The sequence below is a fragment of the Stenotrophomonas rhizophila genome, assembly GCF_003651185.1.
In the GTDB taxonomy this organism is placed as follows: domain Bacteria; phylum Pseudomonadota; class Gammaproteobacteria; order Xanthomonadales; family Xanthomonadaceae; genus Stenotrophomonas; species Stenotrophomonas maltophilia_Z.
This window is the reverse complement of record NZ_RCDC01000004.1, coordinates 18,578-42,166: the sequence shown is the minus strand read 5'-3', so window position 1 is coordinate 42,166 and position 23,589 is coordinate 18,578. Positions and strand designations below refer to the sequence as shown.

At 67.5% G+C, this 23,589-nt stretch carries 22 protein-coding genes and 1 tRNA gene; 17 read left to right on the top strand and 6 right to left on the bottom strand.

Annotated elements, in window-relative coordinates; all coding sequences use genetic code 11:
• Position 1 precedes the first annotated feature (1 nt).
• The 3 genes from BCL79_RS00250 to BCL79_RS00240 form a co-directional block, all read right to left on the bottom strand.
• The gene (locus tag BCL79_RS00250) at positions 2-1,165 is read right to left on the bottom strand and encodes a zinc-dependent alcohol dehydrogenase (protein ID WP_019183026.1); all 1,164 of its coding nucleotides are present in this window, start codon (positions 1,163-1,165) and stop codon (positions 2-4) included.
• Between the two features lie 190 nt (positions 1,166-1,355).
• Positions 1,356-1,595 carry a hypothetical protein gene (locus BCL79_RS00245; RefSeq protein ID WP_121036629.1) on the bottom strand — a complete coding sequence of 80 codons (240 nt, stop codon included), beginning with the start codon at positions 1,593-1,595 and terminating at the stop codon, positions 1,356-1,358.
• 92 nt (positions 1,596-1,687) lie between these two features.
• Entirely contained in the window at positions 1,688-2,176 is a 489-nt protein-coding gene (locus BCL79_RS00240) for a DUF421 domain-containing protein (protein ID WP_121036628.1), read from the bottom strand.
• A 156-nt stretch (positions 2,177-2,332) separates the two neighbouring features.
• On the opposite strand from BCL79_RS00240, the gene BCL79_RS00235 reads away from it, so the two are divergent.
• From BCL79_RS00235 to BCL79_RS00195, 10 genes are all read left to right on the top strand, one after another.
• Positions 2,333-2,704, top strand: a complete 372-nt coding sequence (locus BCL79_RS00235; protein ID WP_121036627.1) for a hypothetical protein — start codon at positions 2,333-2,335, stop codon at positions 2,702-2,704.
• Positions 2,705-2,720: 16 nt separating this feature from the next.
• Positions 2,721-2,885 carry a hypothetical protein gene (locus tag BCL79_RS20185; RefSeq protein ID WP_183073613.1) on the top strand — a complete coding sequence of 55 codons (165 nt, stop codon included), beginning with the start codon at positions 2,721-2,723 and terminating at the stop codon, positions 2,883-2,885.
• 148 nt (positions 2,886-3,033) lie between these two features.
• A tRNA-Arg gene (locus BCL79_RS00230) sits at positions 3,034-3,110 on the top strand.
• 184 nt (positions 3,111-3,294) lie between these two features.
• On the top strand, positions 3,295-4,827 hold the full coding sequence (amaB, locus tag BCL79_RS00225) for an L-piperidine-6-carboxylate dehydrogenase (protein WP_121036626.1): 1,533 nt from the start codon (positions 3,295-3,297) through the stop codon (positions 4,825-4,827).
• On the top strand, positions 4,827-5,612 hold the full coding sequence (locus BCL79_RS00220; protein WP_121036625.1) for an SDR family NAD(P)-dependent oxidoreductase: 786 nt from the start codon (positions 4,827-4,829) through the stop codon (positions 5,610-5,612). The genes amaB and BCL79_RS00220 overlap by 1 nt, the downstream gene beginning before the upstream one ends.
• A 50-nt stretch (positions 5,613-5,662) precedes the next feature.
• Entirely contained in the window at positions 5,663-5,947 is a 285-nt protein-coding gene (locus BCL79_RS00215; protein ID WP_121036624.1) for a DUF4190 domain-containing protein, read from the top strand.
• A 7-nt stretch (positions 5,948-5,954) separates the two neighbouring features.
• Positions 5,955-6,725: a class I SAM-dependent methyltransferase gene (locus BCL79_RS00210; RefSeq protein ID WP_121036623.1), complete on the top strand. Its 771-nt coding sequence runs from the start codon at positions 5,955-5,957 to the stop codon at positions 6,723-6,725.
• A 9-nt stretch (positions 6,726-6,734) separates the two neighbouring features.
• Entirely contained in the window at positions 6,735-7,790 is a 1,056-nt protein-coding gene (locus BCL79_RS00205) for a quinone-dependent dihydroorotate dehydrogenase (protein WP_121036622.1), read from the top strand.
• Entirely contained in the window at positions 7,787-8,836 is a 1,050-nt protein-coding gene (murB, locus tag BCL79_RS00200) for a UDP-N-acetylmuramate dehydrogenase (RefSeq protein ID WP_183073612.1), read from the top strand. The genes BCL79_RS00205 and murB overlap by 4 nt, the downstream gene beginning before the upstream one ends.
• Before the next feature lie 44 nt (positions 8,837-8,880).
• Positions 8,881-9,756, top strand: a complete 876-nt coding sequence (locus BCL79_RS00195) for a DMT family transporter (RefSeq protein WP_183073731.1) — start codon at positions 8,881-8,883, stop codon at positions 9,754-9,756.
• Positions 9,757-9,868: 112 nt separating this feature from the next.
• Here BCL79_RS00195 and BCL79_RS00190 read toward each other — a convergent pair whose 3' ends face one another.
• Both BCL79_RS00190 and BCL79_RS00185 read right to left on the bottom strand, forming a co-directional pair.
• Positions 9,869-10,897 carry a phosphotransferase enzyme family protein gene (locus BCL79_RS00190; RefSeq protein ID WP_121036621.1) on the bottom strand — a complete coding sequence of 343 codons (1,029 nt, stop codon included), beginning with the start codon at positions 10,895-10,897 and terminating at the stop codon, positions 9,869-9,871.
• A gap of 167 nt (positions 10,898-11,064) precedes the next feature.
• Complete coding sequence (locus BCL79_RS00185) at positions 11,065-11,970, bottom strand: LysR family transcriptional regulator (RefSeq protein ID WP_121036620.1); 906 nt, start codon at positions 11,968-11,970, stop codon at positions 11,065-11,067.
• Positions 11,971-12,083: 113 nt separating this feature from the next.
• Here BCL79_RS00185 and BCL79_RS00180 point away from each other — a divergent pair, with 113 nt between their 5' ends.
• From BCL79_RS00180 to BCL79_RS00165, 4 genes are all read left to right on the top strand, one after another.
• On the top strand, positions 12,084-12,821 hold the full coding sequence (locus tag BCL79_RS00180) for an SDR family oxidoreductase (RefSeq protein WP_121036619.1): 738 nt from the start codon (positions 12,084-12,086) through the stop codon (positions 12,819-12,821).
• A gap of 10 nt (positions 12,822-12,831) precedes the next feature.
• Positions 12,832-13,362, top strand: coding sequence for a hypothetical protein (locus BCL79_RS00175; RefSeq protein ID WP_220668885.1), 531 nt, complete (start codon positions 12,832-12,834; stop codon positions 13,360-13,362).
• A 44-nt stretch (positions 13,363-13,406) separates the two neighbouring features.
• Positions 13,407-14,300: an SDR family oxidoreductase gene (locus tag BCL79_RS00170; protein ID WP_121036618.1), complete on the top strand. Its 894-nt coding sequence runs from the start codon at positions 13,407-13,409 to the stop codon at positions 14,298-14,300.
• Between the two features lie 165 nt (positions 14,301-14,465).
• On the top strand, positions 14,466-17,585 hold the full coding sequence (locus BCL79_RS00165) for a discoidin domain-containing protein (RefSeq protein WP_121036617.1): 3,120 nt from the start codon (positions 14,466-14,468) through the stop codon (positions 17,583-17,585).
• A 72-nt stretch (positions 17,586-17,657) separates the two neighbouring features.
• On the opposite strand, the gene BCL79_RS00160 is transcribed toward BCL79_RS00165, so the two are convergent.
• Entirely contained in the window at positions 17,658-18,293 is a 636-nt protein-coding gene (locus BCL79_RS00160; RefSeq protein ID WP_121036616.1) for a helix-turn-helix domain-containing protein, read from the bottom strand.
• A gap of 389 nt (positions 18,294-18,682) precedes the next feature.
• Here BCL79_RS00160 and BCL79_RS00155 point away from each other — a divergent pair, with 389 nt between their 5' ends.
• From BCL79_RS00155 to BCL79_RS00145, 3 genes are read left to right on the top strand one after another with little or no spacing between them, the layout of a single operon-like run.
• Complete coding sequence (locus BCL79_RS00155; protein ID WP_183073611.1) at positions 18,683-20,557, top strand: serine hydrolase domain-containing protein; 1,875 nt, start codon at positions 18,683-18,685, stop codon at positions 20,555-20,557.
• A 33-nt stretch (positions 20,558-20,590) separates the two neighbouring features.
• Complete coding sequence (locus BCL79_RS00150) at positions 20,591-21,589, top strand: dipeptide epimerase (protein ID WP_121036614.1); 999 nt, start codon at positions 20,591-20,593, stop codon at positions 21,587-21,589.
• Complete coding sequence (locus BCL79_RS00145) at positions 21,586-23,586, top strand: serine hydrolase domain-containing protein (protein ID WP_121036613.1); 2,001 nt, start codon at positions 21,586-21,588, stop codon at positions 23,584-23,586. The genes BCL79_RS00150 and BCL79_RS00145 overlap by 4 nt, the downstream gene beginning before the upstream one ends.
• The last annotated feature ends 3 nt before the right edge of the window (positions 23,587-23,589 follow it).

The window sequence follows — 23,589 nt, the reverse complement described above, 5'->3', positions numbered from 1 at the left end:
GTCAGGGCGTCAGGATCACCTTGCGGCAATCCTCCTCTTTGCGGTCGAAGATCTCATAGCCACGCACCGCGTCTTCCAGCGACAGCCGGTGCGTCACGATCACGCCCGGATCCAGCCGGCCTTCGCCGATGTGGTCGAGCAGCTCCGGCATCAGCTTCTGCACATGGGTCTGGCCCATCTTGAAGGTGAGGCCCTTGTCGAATGCATCGCCGAGCAGGAAGCCGTGGATGAAACCGGCATACACACCCGGGATGCTCACCGTGCCGCCGCGACGGGTCGCGGCGATGCACTGGCGGATCGCCACGCCGCTGCTGCCTTCCACTTTGAGCGTGGTCAGCGCCGATTCCAGCGCACTGCCCTCCGCCTCGAAGCCGACCGCTTCGATCGTGGCATCCACGCCGCGGCCGTTGGTCTGGGTGATGATGTATTCCGCCGGATCCTCCACCTGGGTGAAATCGATCGGGGTCACGCCGTAGGTCTGCTGCGCGAAGGCCAGGCGATACGGCAGATGGTCGACCATGAAGATGGTCTCCGCGCCCAGCAGGCGGCAACATGCCGCACTCATCAGCCCGACCGGGCCGGCACCGAAGATCGCCACCGTGGAGCCCGGCTTCACCCCTGCGTTGATCGCCGCCTGGTAGCCGGTCGGCAGGATGTCGGAGAGGAACAGCACCTGCTCATCGGCGAGCGCATCGGGAATGCGCAACGGCCCCACATTGGCCTTCGGCACACGCACGAACTCCGCTTGCCCACCCGATACACCGCCATAGAGATGGCTGTACCCGAACAGCGCCGCCGGCGGGCGGATGCCCTTCTGGTTCACGGCGGCGCCCTTGCCGGTATTGGTGGTCTCGCAGGCAGCAAACTCGGCCAGGCGACAGTGGAAGCATTCGCCGCACGCAATCACGAACGGAATCACCACGCGGTCGCCCGGGCGCAGATCCATCACGCCAGCGCCCACCTCCTCCACCACGCCCATGAACTCATGGCCGAGCACGTCACCGGTGTGCAGATCCGGGATCTTGCCGCGGTACAGATGCAGGTCCGAGCCGCAGATCGCCGTGGCGGTGACGCGCAGGATGATGTCGTCCGGGGCAGCGAGTGCGGGATCGGGCACGGTATCGACCCGTACATCCTTGCTGCCGTGGTAAGTCAGTGCGCGCATAGCAAACTCCGTGTCCAAGTACCTCTGTGGTACGTGGTACGGCGTGGCAGCGTCGTGACCGCAACGTGTGCGGCGTGTCTATCCGGGTGAACGCGTCGCACTGCAGAGGCTGGAGCGCATGCGCTCCGCAGGGCATGAGGACTGAATCATTCATTCTGCGGGCGCGGCCAGCGCCTCATGCGTGGTTCGCCTACTCCACCGAGGGCGCCGAAGGCGCCTCCGGATCCGGCGGCAGTTCCTGCGGCGGCGATGCAGGTGCCGGGTCGCCCTCCGGTGGGATCTCCTGCGGCGGCTCCTGCGCAGGCGGATCACCACGGCCCGGTTCTTCCACTGGCGGCGCGGGCGGCACGGGTTCCGGGGTCGGGTCCGGCACCTGGGCGATCACCTCATCGCATCGGGCCGTCGTTTCACTGTCCAGTGGCATGTGCATCGCGCGTGTTCCTGTTGTGGGACTGCGCACGACGCTACGCGGTACACCGTCAACATCCAGCGAGGGCGAGAGTGACCGGCGAACGCTCCCGCTCAGTCATCGCCTTCGGCGCGGCGCTTGTGCACCGTGATCTCGCCGGAGGTTTCCAGCACCGCCAGCTCCACCTGCCCGAAGCCCTCGCAGCCGTTGGCGCGCATCGCCACTTCCAGATCCGCCGGGCTGACATTGCAGCGCTTCACCTGCTCCCAGTAGATCGTACCGTGCCGCGCCAGCACCACCGGCACGCCCTCCACGATCTCGTTGAGGCGCTTGCTGCGCGCACCCAGAAAGCCGACGAACCAGTTCAGACCGATCAGCGTCGCGGCCAGGATGAGCCCGCCGGGCAGCGAAGTGTCCTCACCGATCAGCGAGTTCTGCACCGCCGTGCCCAGCAGCACGATCACCAGGATGTCGAACGGCGTGGACTGCCCCATCGAGCGCTTGCCGCTCATACGGGTCAGCAGCAGGACCACCACATATACCGCAACCGCGCGGACCACGAACTCCCACCATTCCATTCCCAGCTCGAACATCTCATGCATCGCGGCAGCCTCTGTGTGGCGAGGTCTGGACGATAGGAAGTCCGAAGTGAAGCCGGTGGGAGCACCCGCCCTTCACGGGATCCCTGCCGCTTCGTAAAAGCGCCAGGGCTAGCGTCGAGGCATCACCGCCCTACCCGTTCGCGCAGGAGACACGCCATGCAGCACGACAAGACCCCGCCCGCCTCCACCGAAGACGCCCACGCCACGCACACCTGCCCACCGGCCGAAGGCACGGTCGACAAGAAGCGCACCTCGGAGAACCACGACGAAGCGCTGGAAGAGACCTTCCCGGCCAGTGACCCGATCTCTCCGTTCGTGGCGGCCAAGCCGCCTGAGGACGACAAGGACGCGAAAGATCCGGATGCGGAGCACCTGAAGATCGAGAACGAGGGCTACAACCAGCACGGCCACGGCAAGGGAGGCAAAGCCGGTGAAGGTGAGCCGGACGGCGTGCGCGAGGACGACGGCATTACCCAGCCAGACTTCGGCCAGCACGGTACGGCCGGCAAACAGACGCTGGATCGCTGATCAACGAGGAGATGTCATGACCACTGCACCGCGAGCACCGGCTACCAAAGAAGATGACCAGCAGAAAAGCCACACGCCGGACACGCTGAGGAACGATGACGCCCGCTGGAAGGACAAGGACATGCCGGAGGCGGAACACACTGCCAGACCCCAGGATTACGAGCGCCCAAAAGCACCGTAGCCGGCGTACCCTCCGCTGGCGCAGACCGCTTGCGGCCACCGGAGGATGAGAACCCCCAACGCCCGCCTCGTCTGAGCGGGCAACACGCGTGTGGATGCACGCCCGGCTGCAGGGGGGCCTGTTTGCCTGTATCCTTGCAGGCCGTTTTGGCCCCGTAGCTCAGCTGGATAGAGCGTCCCCCTCCTAAGGGGAAGGTCGCCCGTTCGAATCGGGCCGGGGTCACCAGCATCGGATGCTTTGGCGCCATCGCCGGCCGCGCGGGTTCCTGCCGCCATGGGCGTCTGCCGATCCTTGCGCTGCACCGCCAGATGAGGCATTGCGCCCCTCTGTTACCATTCGTGGTTCAGCTTGCCGCCCCCCACCCTGCCAGCGGCCAGCGCCTTACAAACGCAACGCAACAGGAGTTTGCATGTCCTCTGACCTGCTCAAGGCCCTCGGCCTCGACGCGACCAACGCTGGCACCTACCTTGGCAACGGCGAGTGGTCCTCGGCCACCGATGCCGGTGTGATCACCCCGGTGAACCCGACCACCGGCGAAGCCATCGCCGAGGTCTACGCGACCACCGACGCCGACTACGAAACCATCGTGGCCCGCGCCCAGGAGTCCTTCAAGGTCTGGCGCACCACCCCGGCCCCGCGCCGTGGCGAAGCCGTGCGCCTGTGTGGCGAAGCCCTGCGCGCCAACAAGGATGCCCTGGGCTCGCTGGTCGCGCTGGAGATGGGCAAGAGCAAGCCCGAGGGCGATGGCGAAGTGCAGGAGATGATCGACATCGCCGATTTCGCCGTGGGCCAGAGCCGCATGCTCTATGGCTACACGATGCATTCCGAGCGCCCGGGCCACCGCATGTACGAGCAGTACCAGCCGCTCGGCCTGGTCGGCATCATCAGTGCGTTCAACTTCCCGGTCGCGGTGTGGGCATGGAATTCGTTCCTGGCCACGATCTGCGGCGACATCTGCCTGTGGAAGCCGTCCAACAAGACGCCGCTGACCGCGATCGCCTCCATGCGCATCTGCAATGAAGCGCTGCGTGACGGTGGGTTCCCGGACCTGTTCTTCCTGATCAACGATGCCGGCACCGAGCTGTCGCAGAAGATGGTGGCCGACAAGCGCGTGCCGCTGATCAGCTTCACCGGTTCGACCCAGGTCGGCCGTCAGGTCGCCGAGAAGGTTGCGCATCGCCTGGGCCGCTGCCTGCTGGAGCTGGGTGGCAACAACGCCATCATCCTGGATGAAACCGCTGATCTGAAGCTGGCGATCCCGGGCATCGTGTTCGGCGCCGTCGGTACCGCCGGCCAGCGCTGCACCACCACGCGCCGCCTGATCGTGCACGAATCCATCCATGACGACGTGCTGGCCACGCTGATCAAGGCGTACAAGCAGGTGGAAGGCAAGATCGGCGATCCGACCGACCCGGCCAACCTGATGGGCCCGCTCAACAGCGACGGCGCCGTGCAGCAGTTCCTGGCCTCGATCGAGAAGGCCAAGGCCAGCGGCGGCACCGTGCAGACCGGTGGCACCCGCCTCGACCGCGCCGGCAACTTCGTGCTGCCGGCCATCGTGACCGGCCTCAAGAACAGCGATGAGGTCGTCCAGCACGAGACCTTCGCCCCGATCCTGTACGTGATGAAGTACAGCACGCTGGACGAAGCGATCGACATGCAGAACGGCGTGCCGCAGGGCCTGTCGTCCTCGATCTTCACCACCAACCTGAAGACCGCCGAGCGCTTCCTGTCGGCAGCTGGTTCGGATTGCGGCATCGCCAACGTCAACATCGGCACCTCCGGTGCGGAGATCGGCGGTGCGTTCGGTGGCGAGAAAGACACCGGCGGTGGCCGTGAGTCCGGCTCGGATGCCTGGAAGGTCTATATGCGCCGCCAGACCAACACCATCAACTACTCCGATTCGCTGCCGCTGGCCCAGGGCATCAAGTTCGACCTGTGATGGACCCCGCGCCCCACCTGCCCGCCGGCCCACGCCTGGAGTTCACCGGGCGCCGGGTGCTGATTGCCGGTGGCAGCAGGGGCATCGGGCGCGCGATGGCGCTGGCGTTTGCTTCGGCAGGCGCCCGCGTCTCGGTCTGCGCACGCGGTGAGGCCGGTCTGGCCGCGCTGCGTGCGGATGCCGGCGCGCTCGGCCTGGCCGTGCATACGGCCACGGCCGACCTCTCCCAGCTGGGCGACATCGGCCGCTGGCTGGCCGATGCCGCTCAGGCCTTGGGCGGCGTCGACGTGCTGGTCAACAACGCGACCGGCTACGGCATGACCGACGATGAGGCGGGCTGGGAAGCCAGCTTGAACGTCGACCTGATGGCGGCCGTGCGTGCCTCGCGGCTGGCCCTGCCCTGGCTGCAGCAGTCCAGTGATGCCTGCATTCTCAACCTGGCCTCGATCGCTGCCCAGCAGCCGCGCCCGGGTGGCGCGCCGTATGCGGCGGCCAAGGCCGCGCTGATGCACTACACCACTTCGCAGGCCCTGGCCCTGGCGCCACAGCGGATCCGCGTGAACGCCATCGCCCCCGGCTCGATCGAGTTCGAGGATGGGCTGTGGGCGCGTCGGCGCGAGCAGGACCCGGAGCTGTATCGAAACACCCTGGCGAAGATCCCGTTTGGCCGCTTCGGCGAGCCAGCGGCCATCGCCAACGCCGCGCTGTTCCTGTGCTCGCCGCTGGCGGGCTGGATCACCGGGCATACCTTGAATGTGGATGGTGGCCAGGTCCTGATGGGATAAACCCGCCGCTGGCCCTATCATCGAACCACCCCACCGCGACCAGGACCTGCATGAGCCTCCCGCCCCGACAAACCAGTGCCATGGCCGTGGTCAGCCTGATCATGGGCATCCTCGGCTGGACCGCCCTGCCCTTCATCGGCAGCATCGCGGCGATCATCACCGGGCACCTGGCCCGCGCCGAGATCCGGCGCCGCCCGCTGGAGCTGGAAGGCGACGGCATGGCCTTGGCCGGCCTGATCCTGGGCTGGATCATCGTGATCGGCAGCCTGCTCGCGCTGGTGGTGGTGCTGTTGTTCTTCGGCGGACTGGCCTGGTTTGCCGCTACCCAATCGTGAGGTGCACATGAGCCGCTCGGATTCGACCGAACGCTTCAGCAGTCGGGTTGCCGACTACGTCCGCTACCGTCCCGACTATCCTCCGGCGTTGCTGGACTGGCTGCACCAGGACATCGGTGTTCCCACCGAGACCCTGGTCGCCGATATCGGCGCCGGCACCGGCATTTCCACCCGGCTGTTCCTGGCCGCTGGCCACCCGGTCATCGCAGTGGAGCCGAATGCGGCGATGCGCGACGCCGCCGAGCAACTGCTGGCGCCGGATTATCTGCGCCTGAAGGTGGCCGACGGCACCGCCGAAGCGACCGGCCTGGCCGACAACAGCGTGGGTCTGGTCGCCGCAGCGCAGGCCTTCCACTGGTTCGATACCACTGCAGTGCGCCGCGAATGGGCGCGCATCCTGCAGCCCGAAGGCATGGCGCTGGTGTTCTGGAATTCGCGCCTGCTCGATGCCTCCCCGTTCCTGATCGGCTATGAGCAATTGCTGCTCGAGTTCGGCACCGACTACACCGAGGTGGCCGAGCGCTACCAGGACGATGACACCATGCGCGCATGGTTCGGCGAGGGCCTGCGCGGCATGGCCCGGCTGCCGAACGTGCAGCGCATGGATCTGGATGGCCTGCGTGGCCGCCTGCTGTCCTCCTCGTATGCACCGCAGGCCGGTCACCCGCGCCACGCGCCGATGCTGGCCGCGCTGCAACAGCTGTTCGACGCCCATGCGGTGGACGGCCAGATCGCTTTTGAATACCAAACCCGTGCCTTTGTCGGCACGCTGGACTGATTGAACGCCATGTACTCGTTTGCCCGCCCCTTCCTGTTCGCCCTTGATGCAGAACGCGCCCACGGCCTTGGCCTGAGCGCGCTGGACCTGGCCTATCGCACCGGCACCACGCCGCTGATGGGCCGCCGCATCGACCCGCTGCCGACCAACGCGTTCGGAGTGAGTTTCCCGAATCCGGTGGGCCTGGCCGCCGGCCTGGACAAGAACGGCGAGCACATCGATGCGCTGCTGGCCCTGGGCTTCGGCTTCGTGGAGATCGGCACGATCACCCCGCGCCCGCAGGCGGGCAACCCGAAGCCGCGCCTGTTCCGGCTGCCGGAGCACCAGGCCATCATCAACCGCATGGGCTTCAACAACCTGGGCGTGGATGCGCTGGTCCGCAATGTCGAGCGCGCCAAGCGCCGCACTGGCCTGCTCGGCATCAACATCGGCAAGAACAAGGACACCCCGAACGAACAGGCGTTCGACGATTACCAGCACTGCCTGCAGAAGGTGTATCCGCTGGCCGACTACATCACCGTCAACATCTCCTCGCCGAACACCGCCGGCCTGCGCGAGCTGCAGGAAGAGACCGCGCTGCGCCAGCTGATTTCGCAGCTGCGCGAGAGCCAGGAAAGCCTGGCCGCCAAGCACGGCAAGCGCGTGCCGATGCTGGTCAAGGTGGCCCCGGACCTGAGCGACCGCGATATCGACGCCGCAGCGCGCGTGCTCGGTGAGCTCAAGGTGGACGGCGTGATCGCCACCAACACCACCATCGACCGCAGTGCGGTGGCCGGTGACCCGCGTGCTAATGAAGCCGGCGGCTTGTCCGGCGCGCCGTTGCTGGGCCAGTCCACCCTGGTGCTGCGCCGCCTGCGTGCGCGCCTGCCCGAGTCGATGCCGCTCATTGGCGTCGGCGGTATTCAATCCGGCGCGGATGCGGTCGCCAAAATGGCGGCCGGCGCCGCGCTGGTGCAATGCTACAGCGGCCTGATCTTCCGTGGTCCGGAACTGGTGCACGAGTGCGTGGAAGCGATCCGCCGCCGCAGAGAGGCGCCCAGCCGCGGCGCGGTGGCACCGCTGTGAACGACGCCATGACTGCCTGGGCCATCACTGAAAACGCCTCGCTGAAGGCGCTCAACACGTTCCACGTCGACGCCACCGCTGCGCAGCTGCTGGAGGTGTTCGATCCTTCCGTGCTGCCGGAGGTACTTGCCCTCCCGCGCGTCGCCGAACAACCGCTGCTGGTGCTGGGCAGCGGCAGCAATGTATTGATCGCCGACAACGTGGAAGGCACCGTACTGGTGTTCGCCAACCGCGGCATCGAGATTCTGGAGCACCGCGCCGACCACACCATCGTGCGCGCCGGTGCCGGCGTGAACTGGCATGGGCTGGTGATGTGGTCGTTGCAGAACGGGCTGTCCGGGCTGGAGAACCTGGCGTTGATCCCGGGCACCGCCGGCGCCTCGCCGATCCAGAACATCGGCGCCTATGGCGCGCAGGTCGGCGAGTTCATCCAGGCCGTGGATGCCTGGGACCGACACGAAAACGACTGGGTGCGCTTCGATGCGGAAGGCTGCCAGTTCGCCTACCGCGACAGCATCTTCAAGCACGACCCGGACCGTTACCTGATCACCGCGATCGAACTGCGTCTGCCGTTGCTGCATGGCCTGCGCCTGGGCTATGCCGGGATCGCCGAGGAGATGGAGGCGATGGGTGTGGAGCTGCCGGTGGCCGCCGATGTGGCCAATGCGGTGATCAACATCCGCCGTCGCAAGCTGCCTGATCCGGAGGTGCTCGGCAATGCGGGCAGCTTCTTCAAGAACCCGATCCTGCCGTTGGAACAGGTAGAGGTGCTGCTGCAGCACTTCCCCGAGCTGCCGGTGTTCCCGGCCGACGACGACAGCCGCCGCAAGATTTCCGCCGCCTGGATGATCGAGAGCTGCGGCTGGAAGGGCTACCGCGATGGCGATGCCGGCGTGGCGCCGAGCCACGCACTGGTGCTGGTCAACCATGGCCAGGCCACCGGTGAAGAACTGCTCGCACTGGCGCGGCGGATCTCCGCCTCGGTCGTGGAGAAGTTCGGCGTGCCGATCGAACCGGAGCCCAGGCTGATCGGCGCACAGTGGTGAACCCCGCCCCCGCGTTACCGGTGGCCACGCCGCTGCGGGCCGCCATGCTGATGCTCGGCAGTACCTTGGCCTTCGGCCTGATGGCGATTGCGATCCGCTACGCCACCCGGTACGTGCCGACCCAGGAAGTGGCGTTCTTCCGCAACGCCTTCGGCCTGCTGGCGCTGCTGCCGATGCTGATCCGCCCGGGCAGCGCACCGCTGAAGACCCAGCAGCTGCCGCGCTACTTCCTGCGCAGTGCGATCGGGCTGGCCTCGATGCTGTGTGCGTTCTGGGCGATCGGGCACCTGCCGATCTCCCAGGCGATCTCGCTCTCCTACTCCACGCCGCTGTTCGTCACCATCGCCGCGGTGCTGTGGCTGGGGGAGACCGTGCGCATGCGCCGCTGGGCGGCGGTGATCATCGGCTTCATCGGCGTGCTGATCATCGTGCGCCCGGGCTCGACCACCTTCACCCCCGGCACCCTGGTGGCCGTGGGCGCCGCGGTCCTGAGCTCGCTGGTGGCGATCCAGATCAAGCAGCTCACCCGCGTGGACAGCGCCGATACGGTGGTGTTCTACACCTATGTCTTCTGGGTGCCGCTGTCACTGGTGCCCGCGCTGTTCGTGTGGGTCTGGCCGACCGGCCTGGCGTGGGTCTGGCTGGTCGCGACCGGCGTACTCGGTACGCTGGGCCAGCTGCTGTGGACCCGTGCGCTGCGCCTGGGCGAGGTCTCCGCGCTGACCCCGATCAGCTTCATGCAGCTGCCGCTGGTGAGCCTGCTGGGCTGGCTGCTGTTCAACGAAACGCTGGACCGCTGGACCGTGATCGGCGCCGGCATCATCCTCGGCGCGAATGCCTACATCGCCCACCGCGAAGCGGTACTGGCACGCCGGGCGAAGTCGCAGGCAGTCACGGCGGCCGCCAAGCCGGGGGAATAGACCCGCGCATGGGGTGATGCGCGGGAGCGATAGAAGGTCGGCTCGGTCAGCACGCGACGGGTGCGGTCAGATCCGCGGCAGCCCGCGTACGAACATTCGCTGGGCTGCAGCCTCAGCCCTGCGCGGCCTGCCAGGCACGGGTCGCACAATCGGCCACGTTGCCGGGCGCGAACTGCTCGGCCATGTAGCGCAGGGCCTGGCGTCGCTGTGCAGGTGGGCGCGCGGTGGCGCCGGGCTCGAGCAGCAGATCATGGAACTCCTGCAGGTCCTGCAGGATCCGCCAGTGGCGGTGGTAGGCAACCCGCAGCGGATCCACCGTGACCGGCCCGTAGCCTTCCGCGAACCCCGGCGGCTGCTCGCGCCCCCAACGACCACCGATGCCGGCGCCGACGAACATCAGATCGCGTTCGCGCGGCGCCAGCACCATCTCGTCCCAGTCGATCAGATAGACACCGTCCTCCGGCCCGACCAGCACATTGCCCGCGTGCAGATCAGCGTGGCACAGCACGCGGGAGGCGCGCCCCTCACCGATACGCGCACGCAGCTCGCGGCAGCGCTGCCAGATCGCCTCGATACGCTGGCGGTGGCGGCACCACAGCGCCAGGTACTCCTCACCCAGTGCATCGCGCACTGGAATCCGCGCGTCGGCCCGCTGCAGCCACGCGCCCACCCGCTCCACGGCGGTGTCGTCGTCGAAGCCAGGGCAACGCAGGCGATCGGACAGCTCGGCCGGCAGCGGCACGTCGTGAACCTGGCGCAGGACGCGCCCGAGCCGCTGCCAATGCGCACGCGAGAGCGCCTCCTCGAAACCGGAGAACGCGTCGACATACGGGAACAGGGTCCACTGCAAACCCGCCCAGCTCGCTGCCGCCGCCCCATCGCGTGTGGGCAGCGGTGCGATCACTTCGCGCAGGCCGACGTGCTCACGCAGGTGGTGCAGTACTTCCCACACCACCGGATCCACGGCATAACGGCGGCACTTGAGCCACCAGCGCGCGCCGTCCGGGCCCGCCACCTGGTACACCGTCGCGCCTGCATCGGCCCCACCTGCGCGCTGCAGCACCGTGCTGGCACGCACACCGAACACCTCGGCCAGCACCTCGCTGATCTGCGCCGCGGACAACTCTTGTGGATGGAGCATCGATCCAACGCGCGTAATAGATATATCTCGACTATCGCAGACCGGTCCCGTACCGCCCAGCGCAGTGCATCACGAAAGCGACAACGCGTGACAGGGCGTTGTCGCCTCCTCCGACCGATGCTGGCTGCGCGAATAGTTCGCGGCGGCGGTGGCATGACGATCTGCTGTCAGGGGGATGCTGCGGTGCCCGCAGCGCGTTCGAACAACGCGGCCAGCCATTGCGCGAACACCCGCACGCGGGCGGACAGTTGCCGGTTCTGCGGATACAGCACGGACACCGGCATCGGCGGTGGCGGGTGATCCGCGAGCACGATGCGCAGCTGATCCTCGGCAAGCGCCTGCGCAATGCGATAGCGCGGCACCTGGATCAAGCCCAGCCCCGAGAGCGCCGCGCCGGTGTACAGGTCAGCGCCCGTCACCGAGATGCGCGACTGCAGCTGCCGCTCCACCACGTCGCCATCAAGCAGGAAATCCAAGCCGGCCGAGTGCGCGCCGCCGGGGCCGTAATCAACCGCGTAGTGCTGCGCGAGATCGTCCAGGCGGGTCGGCACACCCTCGCGCGCCAGATACGCGGGGCTGGCCACGGTGACCTGCTCCAGCAGCGCGACCTGCCGGCCGATCAACGACGAATCCTGCAGAACGCCCGCGCGCAGCACGCAGTCCACGCCCTCGCGGACCAAGTCCACCAAGCGGTCGTCCTCGCCCACGTGCAGGGTGATGCCGGGATAGCGTGCAAGGAATTCGCCCATGGCCGGCATCACCACGTACCGGGCCAGCGTGCCCTGCAGATTGACCCGCAGCAGCCCCTTGGGCGGGGCATCGCGGAAGGCGCTTTCGGTTTCTTCCAGATCGGTCAGCAACCGCACGCAGCGATGGTAGTAAGCCTCGCCGTCATGGGTCATGCGCACCTGACGAGTGGTCCGTTCCAGCAGGCGCACGCCGATGCGCTGCTCCAGCCGCTTGATCAGGTTGGTCACCGTGGCGCGCGGAATCTGCAGATCCTCGGCCGCCAGGGTGAAGCTCTGGCGTTCGGCGATCCGGACGAACACCTGCATCTCCTGGAAGCGGTCCATGACCCACCCATTGTTAAAGCAATTGGAATTGTGATCGCAACTTTAGCAGGATTATCCCTGCCGCCGAATGATCCATCCTTCCTTCCGTGCCCACCACTGAAGGAAGCCCCACCATGTCCACCTCCTCCCGCGTCGCCCTGATCACCGGCGCCTCCCGCGGCATAGGCGCCGCCATCGCCCGGCGCCTGGCTGCCGATGGCTTCGCCGTCGCCCTCAACTACGCCTCCAACACCGCCGAGGCCGATGCGCTCGTCGCCGAGTTGACCCGCGGCGGTGCGTCCGCCATCGCGATCCAGGCCGATGTCTCCCAGGCCGATCAGGTCGGCGCGATGTTCACCACGGTTGAACAGCAGCTGGGCCGCATCGATGTGCTGGTCAACAACGCCGGCATCCTCAAGACCGCCCCGCTGGCGCAGACCAGCGACGCGCTGTATCTGCAGAACTTCGCGATCAACACCCAGGGCGTGTTCAACACCCTGCGCGAAGCGGCAACGCGCCTCAACGACGGCGGCCGCATCATCAATCTGTCCAGCACCACGCTGGCCCTGAATCTGCCGGGCTATGCGATCTACAACGGCACCAAGGCCGCGGTGGAAGCGTTCACCCACGTGTTCGCCAAGGAGCTGCGCGGCCGCGCGATCACCGTCAACGCGGTGGCCCCGGGCCCGGTCGCGACCGCACTGTTCCTCGACGGCAAGACCGAAGAGCAGATCAACACCTTCGCGCGGATGCCGCCGTTGGAACGCCTCGGCCAGCCGGACGATATCGCCGGCGTGGTTGCCTTCCTCGCCGGGCCGGACGGCGGCTGGGTCAATGGCCAGATCCTGCGCGCCAACGGCGGCGTGGCCTGAGGTCGCCCGGATGTCGCCCCGCCACCTGGCCGTGCTGCTGCCCCTGCTCTGCGCGACCGTCATGACGGCGTCGTGCGAAGCGCGCACGCCCTCGCCACACCCCGCCATGAAGCCGTCCATCACCTATCTGCACCTGCTTCGCAACACCCCGTTCTTCACCGCGTTGACCACCGCGCAGCTGCGCCACGTGATCGACCATTCGCGGGAATGGGAGGTGAGCGCCGGCGCCCCCATCCTCGGCAACGTTACCGCCGAGGGCCGCGATGACGTCTGGGTATTGCTGGATGGCGGCTGGGAACTGCATTACCGCGGCCAGGTACTGCGCAGCGGACATGCCGATGCCGGCAAATGGTTCAGCGCTGCGTCGCTCGGCCCGGAGGCGTTCGAACTGGTCGCCAACGACCACAGCTACGTCATGCAGATTCCCGCGCAGGACATGGACGCGATGCTGGCCCAGGGCTTCGATTTCACCCCCCACCTGGATGCCGGTCGCGTGCTCTACCGCCGCCTGCGCGACAGCACGCGCCCTCTCACCCCCTAGTTGTCCTTCTCCCTCGCCGCCCCCTTTTCAACCTGGAGATTCCCATGCCGCACACCATCCTTGTCACCGGCGCGTCCTCCGGCTTCGGCCTGATGAGCGCCAAAGCCCTGGCCCAGGCCGGTCACACCGTCTACGCCTCGATGCGCGACATCGGCGGACGCAATGCCGCACGCGTTGCCGAGATCGCCGCGTGGGCCGCCCAGCAGCGCGCCGACCTGCGCACCGTTGAACTGGACGTGCAGTCCGAGGCTTCCAGCAACGCTGCCATTGCACAGGTACTCGCCGAGGCGGGCACGCTCGATGTGATCATCCACAACGCCGGGCACATGGTGTTTGGACCGGCCGAGGCGTTCACGCCTGAGCAACTGATGCAACAGTACGACGTCAACGTGCTGGGTACGCAGCGGGTCAACCGTGCTGCGCTGCCCTTCATGCGCGGGCGCGGCAGGGGTCTGCTGCTGTGGGTCGGATCGTCCTCCACCCGCGGGGGCACACCGCCATTTCTCGCGCCCTACTTCGCTGCGAAGGCCGCGATGGATGCGTTGGCGGTGGCCTACTCAACCGAACTGGCGCGCTGGGGCATCGAGACCACGATCATGGTGCCGGGCGCGTTCACCCAGGGCACCAATCATTTCGCGCATTCGGGCACGCCGGAGGATGCCGACATCGCCGCCGAATACGAGAACGGTCCGTATGCCGGCGTTGCCCAGCAGGCACTGCAGGGCCTGGCCAGCCTGGAGCCGGCCGATGCCGACCCCGAGCAGGTCGCGCGCGAGATCGTGCGTGTGGTCGGCCTGCCGCATGGCAAGCGCCCGTTCCGCGTGCATGTGGATCCGTCGCAGGACGGTGCCGAAGTGGTCAATGGTGTAGCCGACCGGATGCGCACCGAGATGTACAGGACGATCGGCCTTTCCGACCTGCTCTCGCCGCGCGCCTGACATGGCTGTGTGACGCACCATCACGGGCACCTGCGGGTGCCCGTGCCGTTTCAGCCTGGACGACACGCCTGTTCAGTATTGCGACGCGTCATGTAAACGGTTACAGCCCCTGCTAGCGTGACCTCCACCCCGCCGTCGGGGCCGTTTCAGATCAGGAGCGCATTGATGGGGCTGCATGCTGACCGTTCGACTGTTGTGCACCGGCCGCGCCGCGTCATGGCCGGTACCCTGCTCTTCTCCGCGCTCGCGCTGAGCTTCGGCGCCGCCGCCCAGACCCTGCCGCCGCGCAGCCAGTGGCAGGCCAGCAGTTCCTCGCAGCAGGTGCCGGCGATGGCGGTCAGCCACCTGATCGATGGCGACCCGAAGACGGTGACCGGCGGCGCCTTCAGCCCCGGGCACTGGTTCCAGGTGGATCTGGGCACGCCGAGCACGCTCAGCGGCGCGCAGATCACCTGGGATGTCTCCAATCCCGAGGGTTACACCCTGCAGACCTCGCTGGACGGCCAACAGTGGCAGCCGGCTTACACCATGCGCGATTCACTCGGCGGTATCGAGACGCTCTACTTCGCGCCACGCCAGGCCCGCTACCTTCGCCTGGCGAGCCCGGAGCGCACGTCGGACTGGGGCGTGTCGATCTTCGAACTGGAGCCATTGGACAGCACCACCAGTGCGCGCGTGGCCGGTGTGGATGCAGCCCAGGCCGCGGCGCTGTGGCAAGGCGGCAGCGCGGTCACGATCCCACGTGGCAAGGACGATACGCACACGCTTGAGATCACCTTGCCGCGTGCCGTGGCCACCACCGGCCTGGCCGTGGACTGGACAGGCGCGCATGGCGCCGCACGGCTGCAGGCACGTGATGCCCAGGGTGGCTGGGTGGAGCTTGCGCGCGATCCGCAGGCGGGTGCACGCCAGCAGAGTTGGCTGGCCGGCACTGCGGCCGTGACCGCCACGGCGCTGCGGCTGACGGTGGAGGGCGACACGCCGCAGGTCGACCGCCTGCGCCTGCTCGGGCCGAAGGCGGTGATGACCCCGATGAAGCGCTACCAGATCGCCGCCAGTGGCGCGCAGCGCGCGTTGTTCCCGGCCTCGCTGCACCTGCAGCAGACCTACTGGACCGCGGTCGGCATCCATGCCGGCCGGCAGAAATCGATCTTCGACGAGTACGGCAACATCGAGGCCTTCAAGGGTGCACCGCTGGTGCAGCCGATCTGGCGCAATGCCGACGGTGTGGCCGCAGGCGCTGCCGACCAACCGGTGCAGCACGCACTGCGCGATGGCTGGAAGCCGATGCCCTCGGCGACGTGGTCGCCACAACCCGGGCTTGAACTGCAGAGCGAGGCGTTCGCGGTCGAGCTCGACGGACAGCCGGTCACCTTCGTGCGTCACCGCCTGCGCAACACCGGCAGTGCGCCCGTCGACGGCACCCTGACCTTGGCGGTGCGGCCGATGCAGATGAATCCGCCGTGGCAGAACGGAGGCCTCTCACCGATCCGCGAAGTCGCCATCGAGGGGCAACGCGTACGCATCAATGGTCGCGCCCTGCTGCAGTCGCTGACGCCGGTGGATGCTGCCGGCGCGGCACCATTCGGCCCGGACGGCAGCAGCGAGATCACCGCGGCGATCGCCAGCGGCACCTTGCCCGCCGCCACGCAGGCACGCGATACCGACGGCCTGGCCTCCGCAGCGCTGGCCTACCGCGTGCAGCTCGCACCCGGTGCCAGCCGCTCCGTGGTGGTCGCCTTCCCGCTTGGCACGGCACCCTCTGCGACGGACGGTGCGCTGCCCGACGCCCCGCCGCTGGATCTGGCCGGCGTCCCGCGCGCACCCGATGCGGCGTACGACGCGCTGGCCAAACGTGCATCGGACGACTGGCAGGCACGCCTGGGCCAGGTCGGGCTGCGTCTGCCCGATCCCTCCCTCGTGGACATGCTGCGCGCGCAGGCCGCGTACATGCTGATCAACCAGACCGGCCCTGCGATGCAGCCCGGCCCGCGCAACTACAACCGCTCCTTCATCCGCGACGGCATGGCTACCTCGGCGGTGCTGCTGCGCATGGGTGAATCCCAGGTCGCGCGCGATTACCTGGCCTGGTACAGCGAGCACGGCGTGCACGCCAACGGTCTGGTCTCGCCGATCCTCAATGACGACGGCAGCGTCAACACCGGCTTCGGCTCGGATATCGAATACGACAGCCAAGGGCAGTACATCGCCTTGGTTGCCGACGTCGCGCGGCTGGATGGAGGACCGGATTCGGTGCGCGCGTACCTGCCCAAAGTGAAAGCGGCGATGCGCTTCCTGCAGGAACTCCGCGAGCGCACGCTGGTGCCCGGCTACATGGCCAGCCAGCCCGCGCCCGAGCGTTTCGCCGGCATCCTGGCGCCATCGATCAGCCACGAGGGCTACCCGTCGCCCACGCACAGCTACTGGGACGACTACTGGGGCCTGAAGGGCTGGCATGACGGCGCGTGGTTGGCCGAGTCGCTCGGCGATCACGAAACCGCCGCATGGGCGCGCGGACAGTACGCCGCCCTGCACGATGCGCTGGCCGCTTCGATCCGCGCCACGATGGCGTGGAAGGGCATCGACTTCATTCCCTCTTCGGCCGACCTTGGCGATGGCGACCCGACCGGTGTGTCGATTGCACTCGACCCGACCGGCGCGCAGGATGTGCTGCCGGCGGAGGCACTGCGCACCACGTTCGCGCGGTATCTGCAGGATGTGCGCAAGCGCGGCGAGCCGGACGCGTTGTACGCCTACACGCCGTATGAAATCCGCAACGTGCTGAGCTACGTACATCTGGACCAGCCCGAGGCTGCCGACGAACTGCTGCAGGGGTTGCTGCATGACCGCCGCCCGCTGGAATGGCAGGTGCTGGCCGAGGTGGTGCACTCGCGGCTGCGCTTCCCGCGCTACCTCGGCGACATGCCGCATACCTGGATCGGTGCGGAGTACGGGCGCACGCTGTTCGGAATGCTGATGCGCGAAGACGATGACGCGCTGTCACTGCTGCCGGGCACCCCGCCGTCATGGTTGGCCGGTGATGGGCTGGCAGTGGATCGCCTGCCGACTGCCTATGGCACCTTGGCGCTGCAGGCCCGGCAGCGCGAGGGAGCGCTGCAGGTCACGCTGGGCAAGGGACTGCGCAAGGACACCGCGGTGCGCGTGTGGTGGCCGAGCCGCACCCGCCCCACCACGGTGCGGGTGGATGGACGCAACGTCACCGACTACGACGCACGCGGTGTGCTGCTCACCCAGCCGTTCCGCCGGCTGGAGGCGAACTGGTAAGCGTTCGTTTCGGCCGACTGCGATCCGGCGCTACGGGCACAGGGTCCTCGCAGCGCCACGCAGGGCGCAGAATCAGACCCCACCCTCCTGCTCATGCAGGGTGATCAGCGATTCCATCAGATCCTCGTCCGCGCTGGCACAGACGGCCAGCAGCACCGCTTCCTCGCAGCCGGTATCGACGATGTAGGCGTGGCCCATCTGGCTGTCGATGTAGATGCCCTGCCCGGTCTCCAGCACCACCGGATCGTAGAACTCGGTGTGGACCTGGATGCGGCCTTCGATCACATGCACGTATTCCTCGCCCGGGTGGCGGACCAGCTCACCGAATTCGGCGGTGGTCTTGGCGCGCACCTTGGTGAGGATCGGGATCATCCGCTTGCGCCGCAGTTCGGTGCACAGGTAGTAGTAATCGTAGTTGTCGGTCTGCACCCGCAGTGCCTTGTCGAGCGAGCCGAGGCTGCGCCGCGCGGTGACCGGCTTGGGCGCGCTGTCGCTCTCCGGCTCGGAGAACAGCTCGGACATGCGCAGGTTCAAGCGCTGGGACAGGTGCTGCAGCTTGTCGTAGGTCAAGGTCAAGCGGTCATGCTCGATCTTGGACAACGTGGACAGCGGAATTTCGGTGTGCTCGCTCATTTCCTTGAGCGTCCATCCCTGGCGGGTGCGCAGACCGCGCAGCAGGGTTCCGAGCGTCGGGCTTTTGGGGCTCATCGACAGGACCTTTGGGCTATTGCTGGTGAAGTTGCCGATACGATACTACGTAGAGATGAATGCCATCCTGATCAGGATGCTTTCTTGTCGCGTTCGCCGCCTTAAGCGCTTCTCTGCGCCCTGAAAACGTTCTCAATGGCCGAAGAACGGCCTGCGCAGGGCATCCAAACGTCACATTCAGCCCGGTTGGCGCGATCCGATCACGATCACGCGCATTTGACATTTCTCTGATCAGGAATATTGTTGTCTGATTGAGATGGTTTGAAGGGGATCGTCACATGCGTGCGTTGTCAGGGCTTGTCGGCTTGTGCTGTGGGCTGTTGCTGTCTTTCCAGGCCGACGCACAGCGGCCACCCGCCCCACCCCAGGCGGCAACACCGCCTGCCGGCGTGGATTCCGTTGCCCGGCTCACCGCCGACGATGCGACCACCTGGCTGGATGGCTTCATGCCGTACGCCATCGCGCGGGGCGATATCGCCGGTGCGGTGGTCACCGTGGTCAAGGACGGCCAGATCCTGGTCCGCCGCGGCTACGGCGTTTCCGATGTGGCCGCGCAGACGCCGGTGGATCCGGACCGCACGCTGTTCCGGATGGCCTCGGTCTCCAAGCTGATGACCTGGACCGCAGTGATGCAGCTGGTGGAAGCCGGCAAGCTGGATCTGGACGCGGACATCAATCAGTACCTGGATTTCAAGGTGCCCGAACGCGGCCTGCCGATCACGCTGCGCCAGCTGATGACGCATACCGGCGGCTTCGAGGCCAACATCAAGTACATGTGGACCAGCGAAGCCGTGGCCGAGGCCGGCGGCATCGAACTGGGCCCGTATCTCAAGCGCCGGGTGCCGGCGCAGATCTTCGCGCCGGGCACGGTGCCCGCGTACTCGAACTACGGCACCAGCCTGGCCGGCTACATCGTCGAGCGCGTGTCGGGCCAGCCCTTCGCCGAGTATGTCGAGCAGCACATCTTCGTGCCGCTGCAGATGCAGCACGCCAGCTTCCGCCAGCCGTTGCCGCCGGCGCTGCGCGCCCTGGTGACCAAAGGCTATGCCCTCGGCTCGGGCAAGCCGCGTGCGTTCGAAGTGACCCCCTCCGCGCCGGCCGGCGCACTCTCGGCCACCGGCAGCGACATGGCGCGCTTCATGATCGCGCACCTCAGTGCCGCCGGCGGTCATGACACCGCCATCCTGAAGGCGGCGACCAGCCAGCTGATGCTGACCCCGCAGACCCGCTTCGCGCCGCCACTGAACACCATGGCGCTCGGCTTCTACGAGATCGATGTCAACGGCCAGCGCGTGGTGTCGCACGCCGGCGACACCTACTCCTTCCACTCGCAGCTGTTCCTCTTCCGCGATCACGATGTCGGCCTGTTCGTCTCGCTCAACAGTGCCGGCGCCAATGGCATCACCGGCCCGATCCGGCGTGAACTGCTGGAGAACTTCGCTGACCGTTACTTCCCGGCGGGCGCCCCGGCCACGGCAGCGGCCGTCGACACGGCGCTGGCCAAGGCGCAGTCACGCCAGCTGGCGGCACCGAGCTACCTCGATTCGCGGCGCGCCGAGACCGGCATCGGCCGTACCGGCATCCTCACCCAGACGCGCCTGGAAGCCCTCGACGATGGCAGCCTGCGTCTGCCGCGCCTGAAGCAGCCCAACGGGCAGCCGACCACCTTCAAGCCGATCGGCCCGTGGCTGTGGCAGGCAAGCAACAGCGAACTGCGCCTGGCCGCCATCCTCAAGGACGGCACGCCGGTCGGCTTCGCGGTGGATTCCTCCTCCCCGTTCAACGTGTTCCTGGCCGCGGAAGGCTACCGCTCGGCGCTGTGGCTCAAGCCGTTGCTGACCGCTGCTGTGGCGGCGTTGGCACTGGCCGCGCTGGCGTGGCCCATCGCCGCCCTCGTCCGCCGCCGTCATGGCCGCGTGCTGGGCTGGCCGCGCAGCACCCTGCTGGCCTATCGCCTGAGCCGCGCCGCCTGCTGGCTCCTGCTGCTGGTGCCTGCGGCCGCCATGGCCGTGATGGCCTGGGCGTCAGCCGATTTCGCCCGCCTGGATGATCGTCTGGATCCGGCGGTGATCGGGCTGGGCATCGCCACGGTGATCGCGATCATCGGCGGGATCGGCGCAACGGCCTGGAACCTGGTGCAGACGGTCCGCGCTGGACGCGGCTGGCTGGCGCGCCTGTGGGCTGCGCTGCTGCTGCTGTCGGCCTGCGTGCTCGCTTACGCCCTGGTCCTGATGGGCCTGGCCGACTTCGCTCTCAACTACTGACCCATGGCCCCGCCATGGGGCTGGAGACATCCTGTGAAACTGACCCTGCAGATCGACTCGCTTGCGTTGCTGGCCCCGTTCCGGATCAGCGGTTACGTGTTCGAAAACGCGCCGGTACTGCGCGTGGAACTGGAAGAGGACGGCCATCGCGGCCGTGGCGAAGCCAGCGGCGTGTACTACTTCAATGACACGCCCGAGCAGATGCTGGCCACGCTGGAACTGCTGCGTGCGCGGATCGAAGCCGGCATCACCCGTGCCGAACTGCAGCAGCTGCTGCCCCGCGGCGGTGCGCGCAACGCGCTGGACTGCGCGCTATGGGATCTGGAAGCAAGCCGCACCGGCAAGCATGCCTGGGCGTTGGCCGGGCTCTCGCAGACGCGTCCCTTGCTGACCACCTGGACGCTCGGCGCCGATGACCCTGCGACGATGCAGTCGATCGCCACCGGACGCTATGCGCCGGCCAAGGCACTCAAGCTCAAGCTCAGCGGTGACCTGGATATCGACATCGAGCGCGTGCGCGCGGTGCGCAAGGTGCGCCCGGATGTGTGGATGGGCGTGGACGCCAACCAGGGCTACAGCGTGGATGTGCTCGATGCACTGATTCCGGTGCTGCTGGACAACGACATCAAGCTGCTGGAGCAGCCGCTGCCGCGCGGTCGCGAAGCCGAGCTCAAGGGCTTCGCGCGGCCGCTGCCGTTCGCCGCCGACGAGAGTGTGCAGGACGTTTCCGAGATCGACGCGCTGGCAGGCCTGTTCGACGTCATCAACATCAAGCTCGACAAGGCCGGCGGCCTCACCGAAAGCCTGGCGATGGTCGGCAAGGCACGCTCGCTGGGCATGCAGGTGATGGTCGGCAACATGATCGGCAGCAGCTGGGCGATGGGCCCGGCCTTCATCGTGGGCCAGCATTGCGACGTGGTGGATCTGGATGGCCCGCTGTTCCTGCGCGACGATCGCGTGCCGGGCCTGCGTTACGACGAGGGCCTGGTGCATTGCGACGATGCGGTGTGGGGCAAGGGAGTGCAGGCATGAGTCTCTGGCGCCCGCTAATCTGCGGCCTGCTGCTGGCCTCCACCGCCGCGTTCTCGCCGCTGCATGCGCAGGCACCCACGCCCGTCGCGGCGCCCGCCGCACCTGTGGCTGCCGAGACGCCGGACACCATCACGCCCGCACCGGCCGCCACCGGCACGCTGGATGCGGCCCGCGTGGATACCTTCCTGGATGGCCTGGTGCCCTATCTGATGGCGCAGGGCGATCTCGCCGGCGCCGTGGTGACCGTGGTCGAGAACGGCAAGGTCGTCACCGAGCGCGGCTTTGGTTTCTCCGATGTTGAAAAGCGCACGCCGGTGGATCCCAGGACCACCCTGTTCCGCCCGGGCTCGATCTCCAAGCTGTTCGTCTGGACCGCGGTGATGCAGCTGGTGGAACAGGGCAAGCTGGACCTGGACACCGACATCAACACCTACCTGGACATCAAGGTCCCGGCCAAGGGTGAGCCGATCACGCTGCGCCAGATCATGACCCACACCAGCGGTCTGGAAGAGCGCATGCGCTACCTGATCGTGCTCGGCCCGGACCATCCGGCCAACCGAGACAACTACCTCAAGGAATGGGTGCCCAACCAGATCTCTGCGCCGGGCACCACGCCGGCGTATTCCAACTACGCCACCGGCATCGCCTCGTACATCGTCGAGCGGGTCAGCGGCCAGCGCTTCGAGGATTACGCCAGGCAGCACATCCTGCAGCCGCTGGACATGCAGTACGCCAGCTTCGAACAGAAGCTGCCGGCCGAGCTGCTGCCGCACGCTGCCAAGGGCTATCTGCTGGGCTCGGGCAAAAGCTACCCGGCCGAGAAGAACACCGCGCCGGGCGTGGGCGGGCTGTATGCCTCCGGCTCGGCGATGGCACGTTTCATGATGGCCACGCTCAACCATGGCGAACTGGACGGCCAGCGCATCATGCGCGCGGAAACCAACGCACAGATGCTGACCCCGCAGCCGGCGATCCTGCCGCACCTGCCGCGCATGGCCCTGGGCTGGATGGCCTCGGACACCGGTGGCTATGACACCCGCTCGCACGGCGGCACGATGCTGTTCTTCTACTCGTGGCTGTGGATGATTCCGGAACGCAACATCGGCGTCTTCGTGTCCACCAACAGCGTGGGGCGTGACGCGGCCGGTTCTGCCCTGCGCGCCCAGGTGTGGGAGCGCTTCGTCGAGAATTTCCTGCCGACCCTGCCGATCGAACGCGCTGGCCCGGGCGTGGATGCTGCCACTGCCCGCGAGCACGCCGCTGCGCTGGCCGGAACGAGCTGGCAGAGCACGCGCCGTTCGGACAGTTCGTATCTGCGCATGCTGACGCTGTTCGCACCGATCCGTGTGCACCCGCAGGAGGACGGCACCATCACCGTGGATGGCCAGAAGGGCCTCAACGGCCAGCTGCTGCGCTGGCGCGAGGTGTCGCCGTGGTTGTGGCAGCAGGAAAACGGCCGCGGCCTGTTGGAAGTGAAGGTCAAGGACGGCCGGCCGGTGTACTTCTCCGGCGGTCCGTTCGCCTCGGTGTTCGGCTTTGAACCGATCCCGGGCTGGCGTTCGCCAGCATGGCTGCGCCCGGCGCTGTTCGTCGCGCTGGGGTTGCTGACGCTGTCGGCCGTGCTGCGCATCGGGGGCGTGTTCGTGCGCCGCTACTACCGCGTCAGCGCACCGCTCGAGGCCCGTGGCCTGCGCTGGCTGCAGACGCTGTCGGTCACCACGCAGCTCGGCACCGTGGTCGCCTGGGCGCTGTACGTGAAATCGATCGCTGGCCCGGGCGCGATCTCGTCGTACACCAACGGGCCGTTGATCCTGGTGCAGGCGTTGTCCTGGCTCAGCGTTATCGCCGCCCTCGCACTGGTCTGGGTGGCCGTCCGCGCGCCGGCCAGCTGGCCGCGCGTGCGCCGCTACGGTGCCTGGGTCGTCGCACTGGCAGGCCTGGCAGTGGCGTTCGTCGCCATTACCCAGCGCCTGATCAGCACCGGCCTGCAGATCTGACCC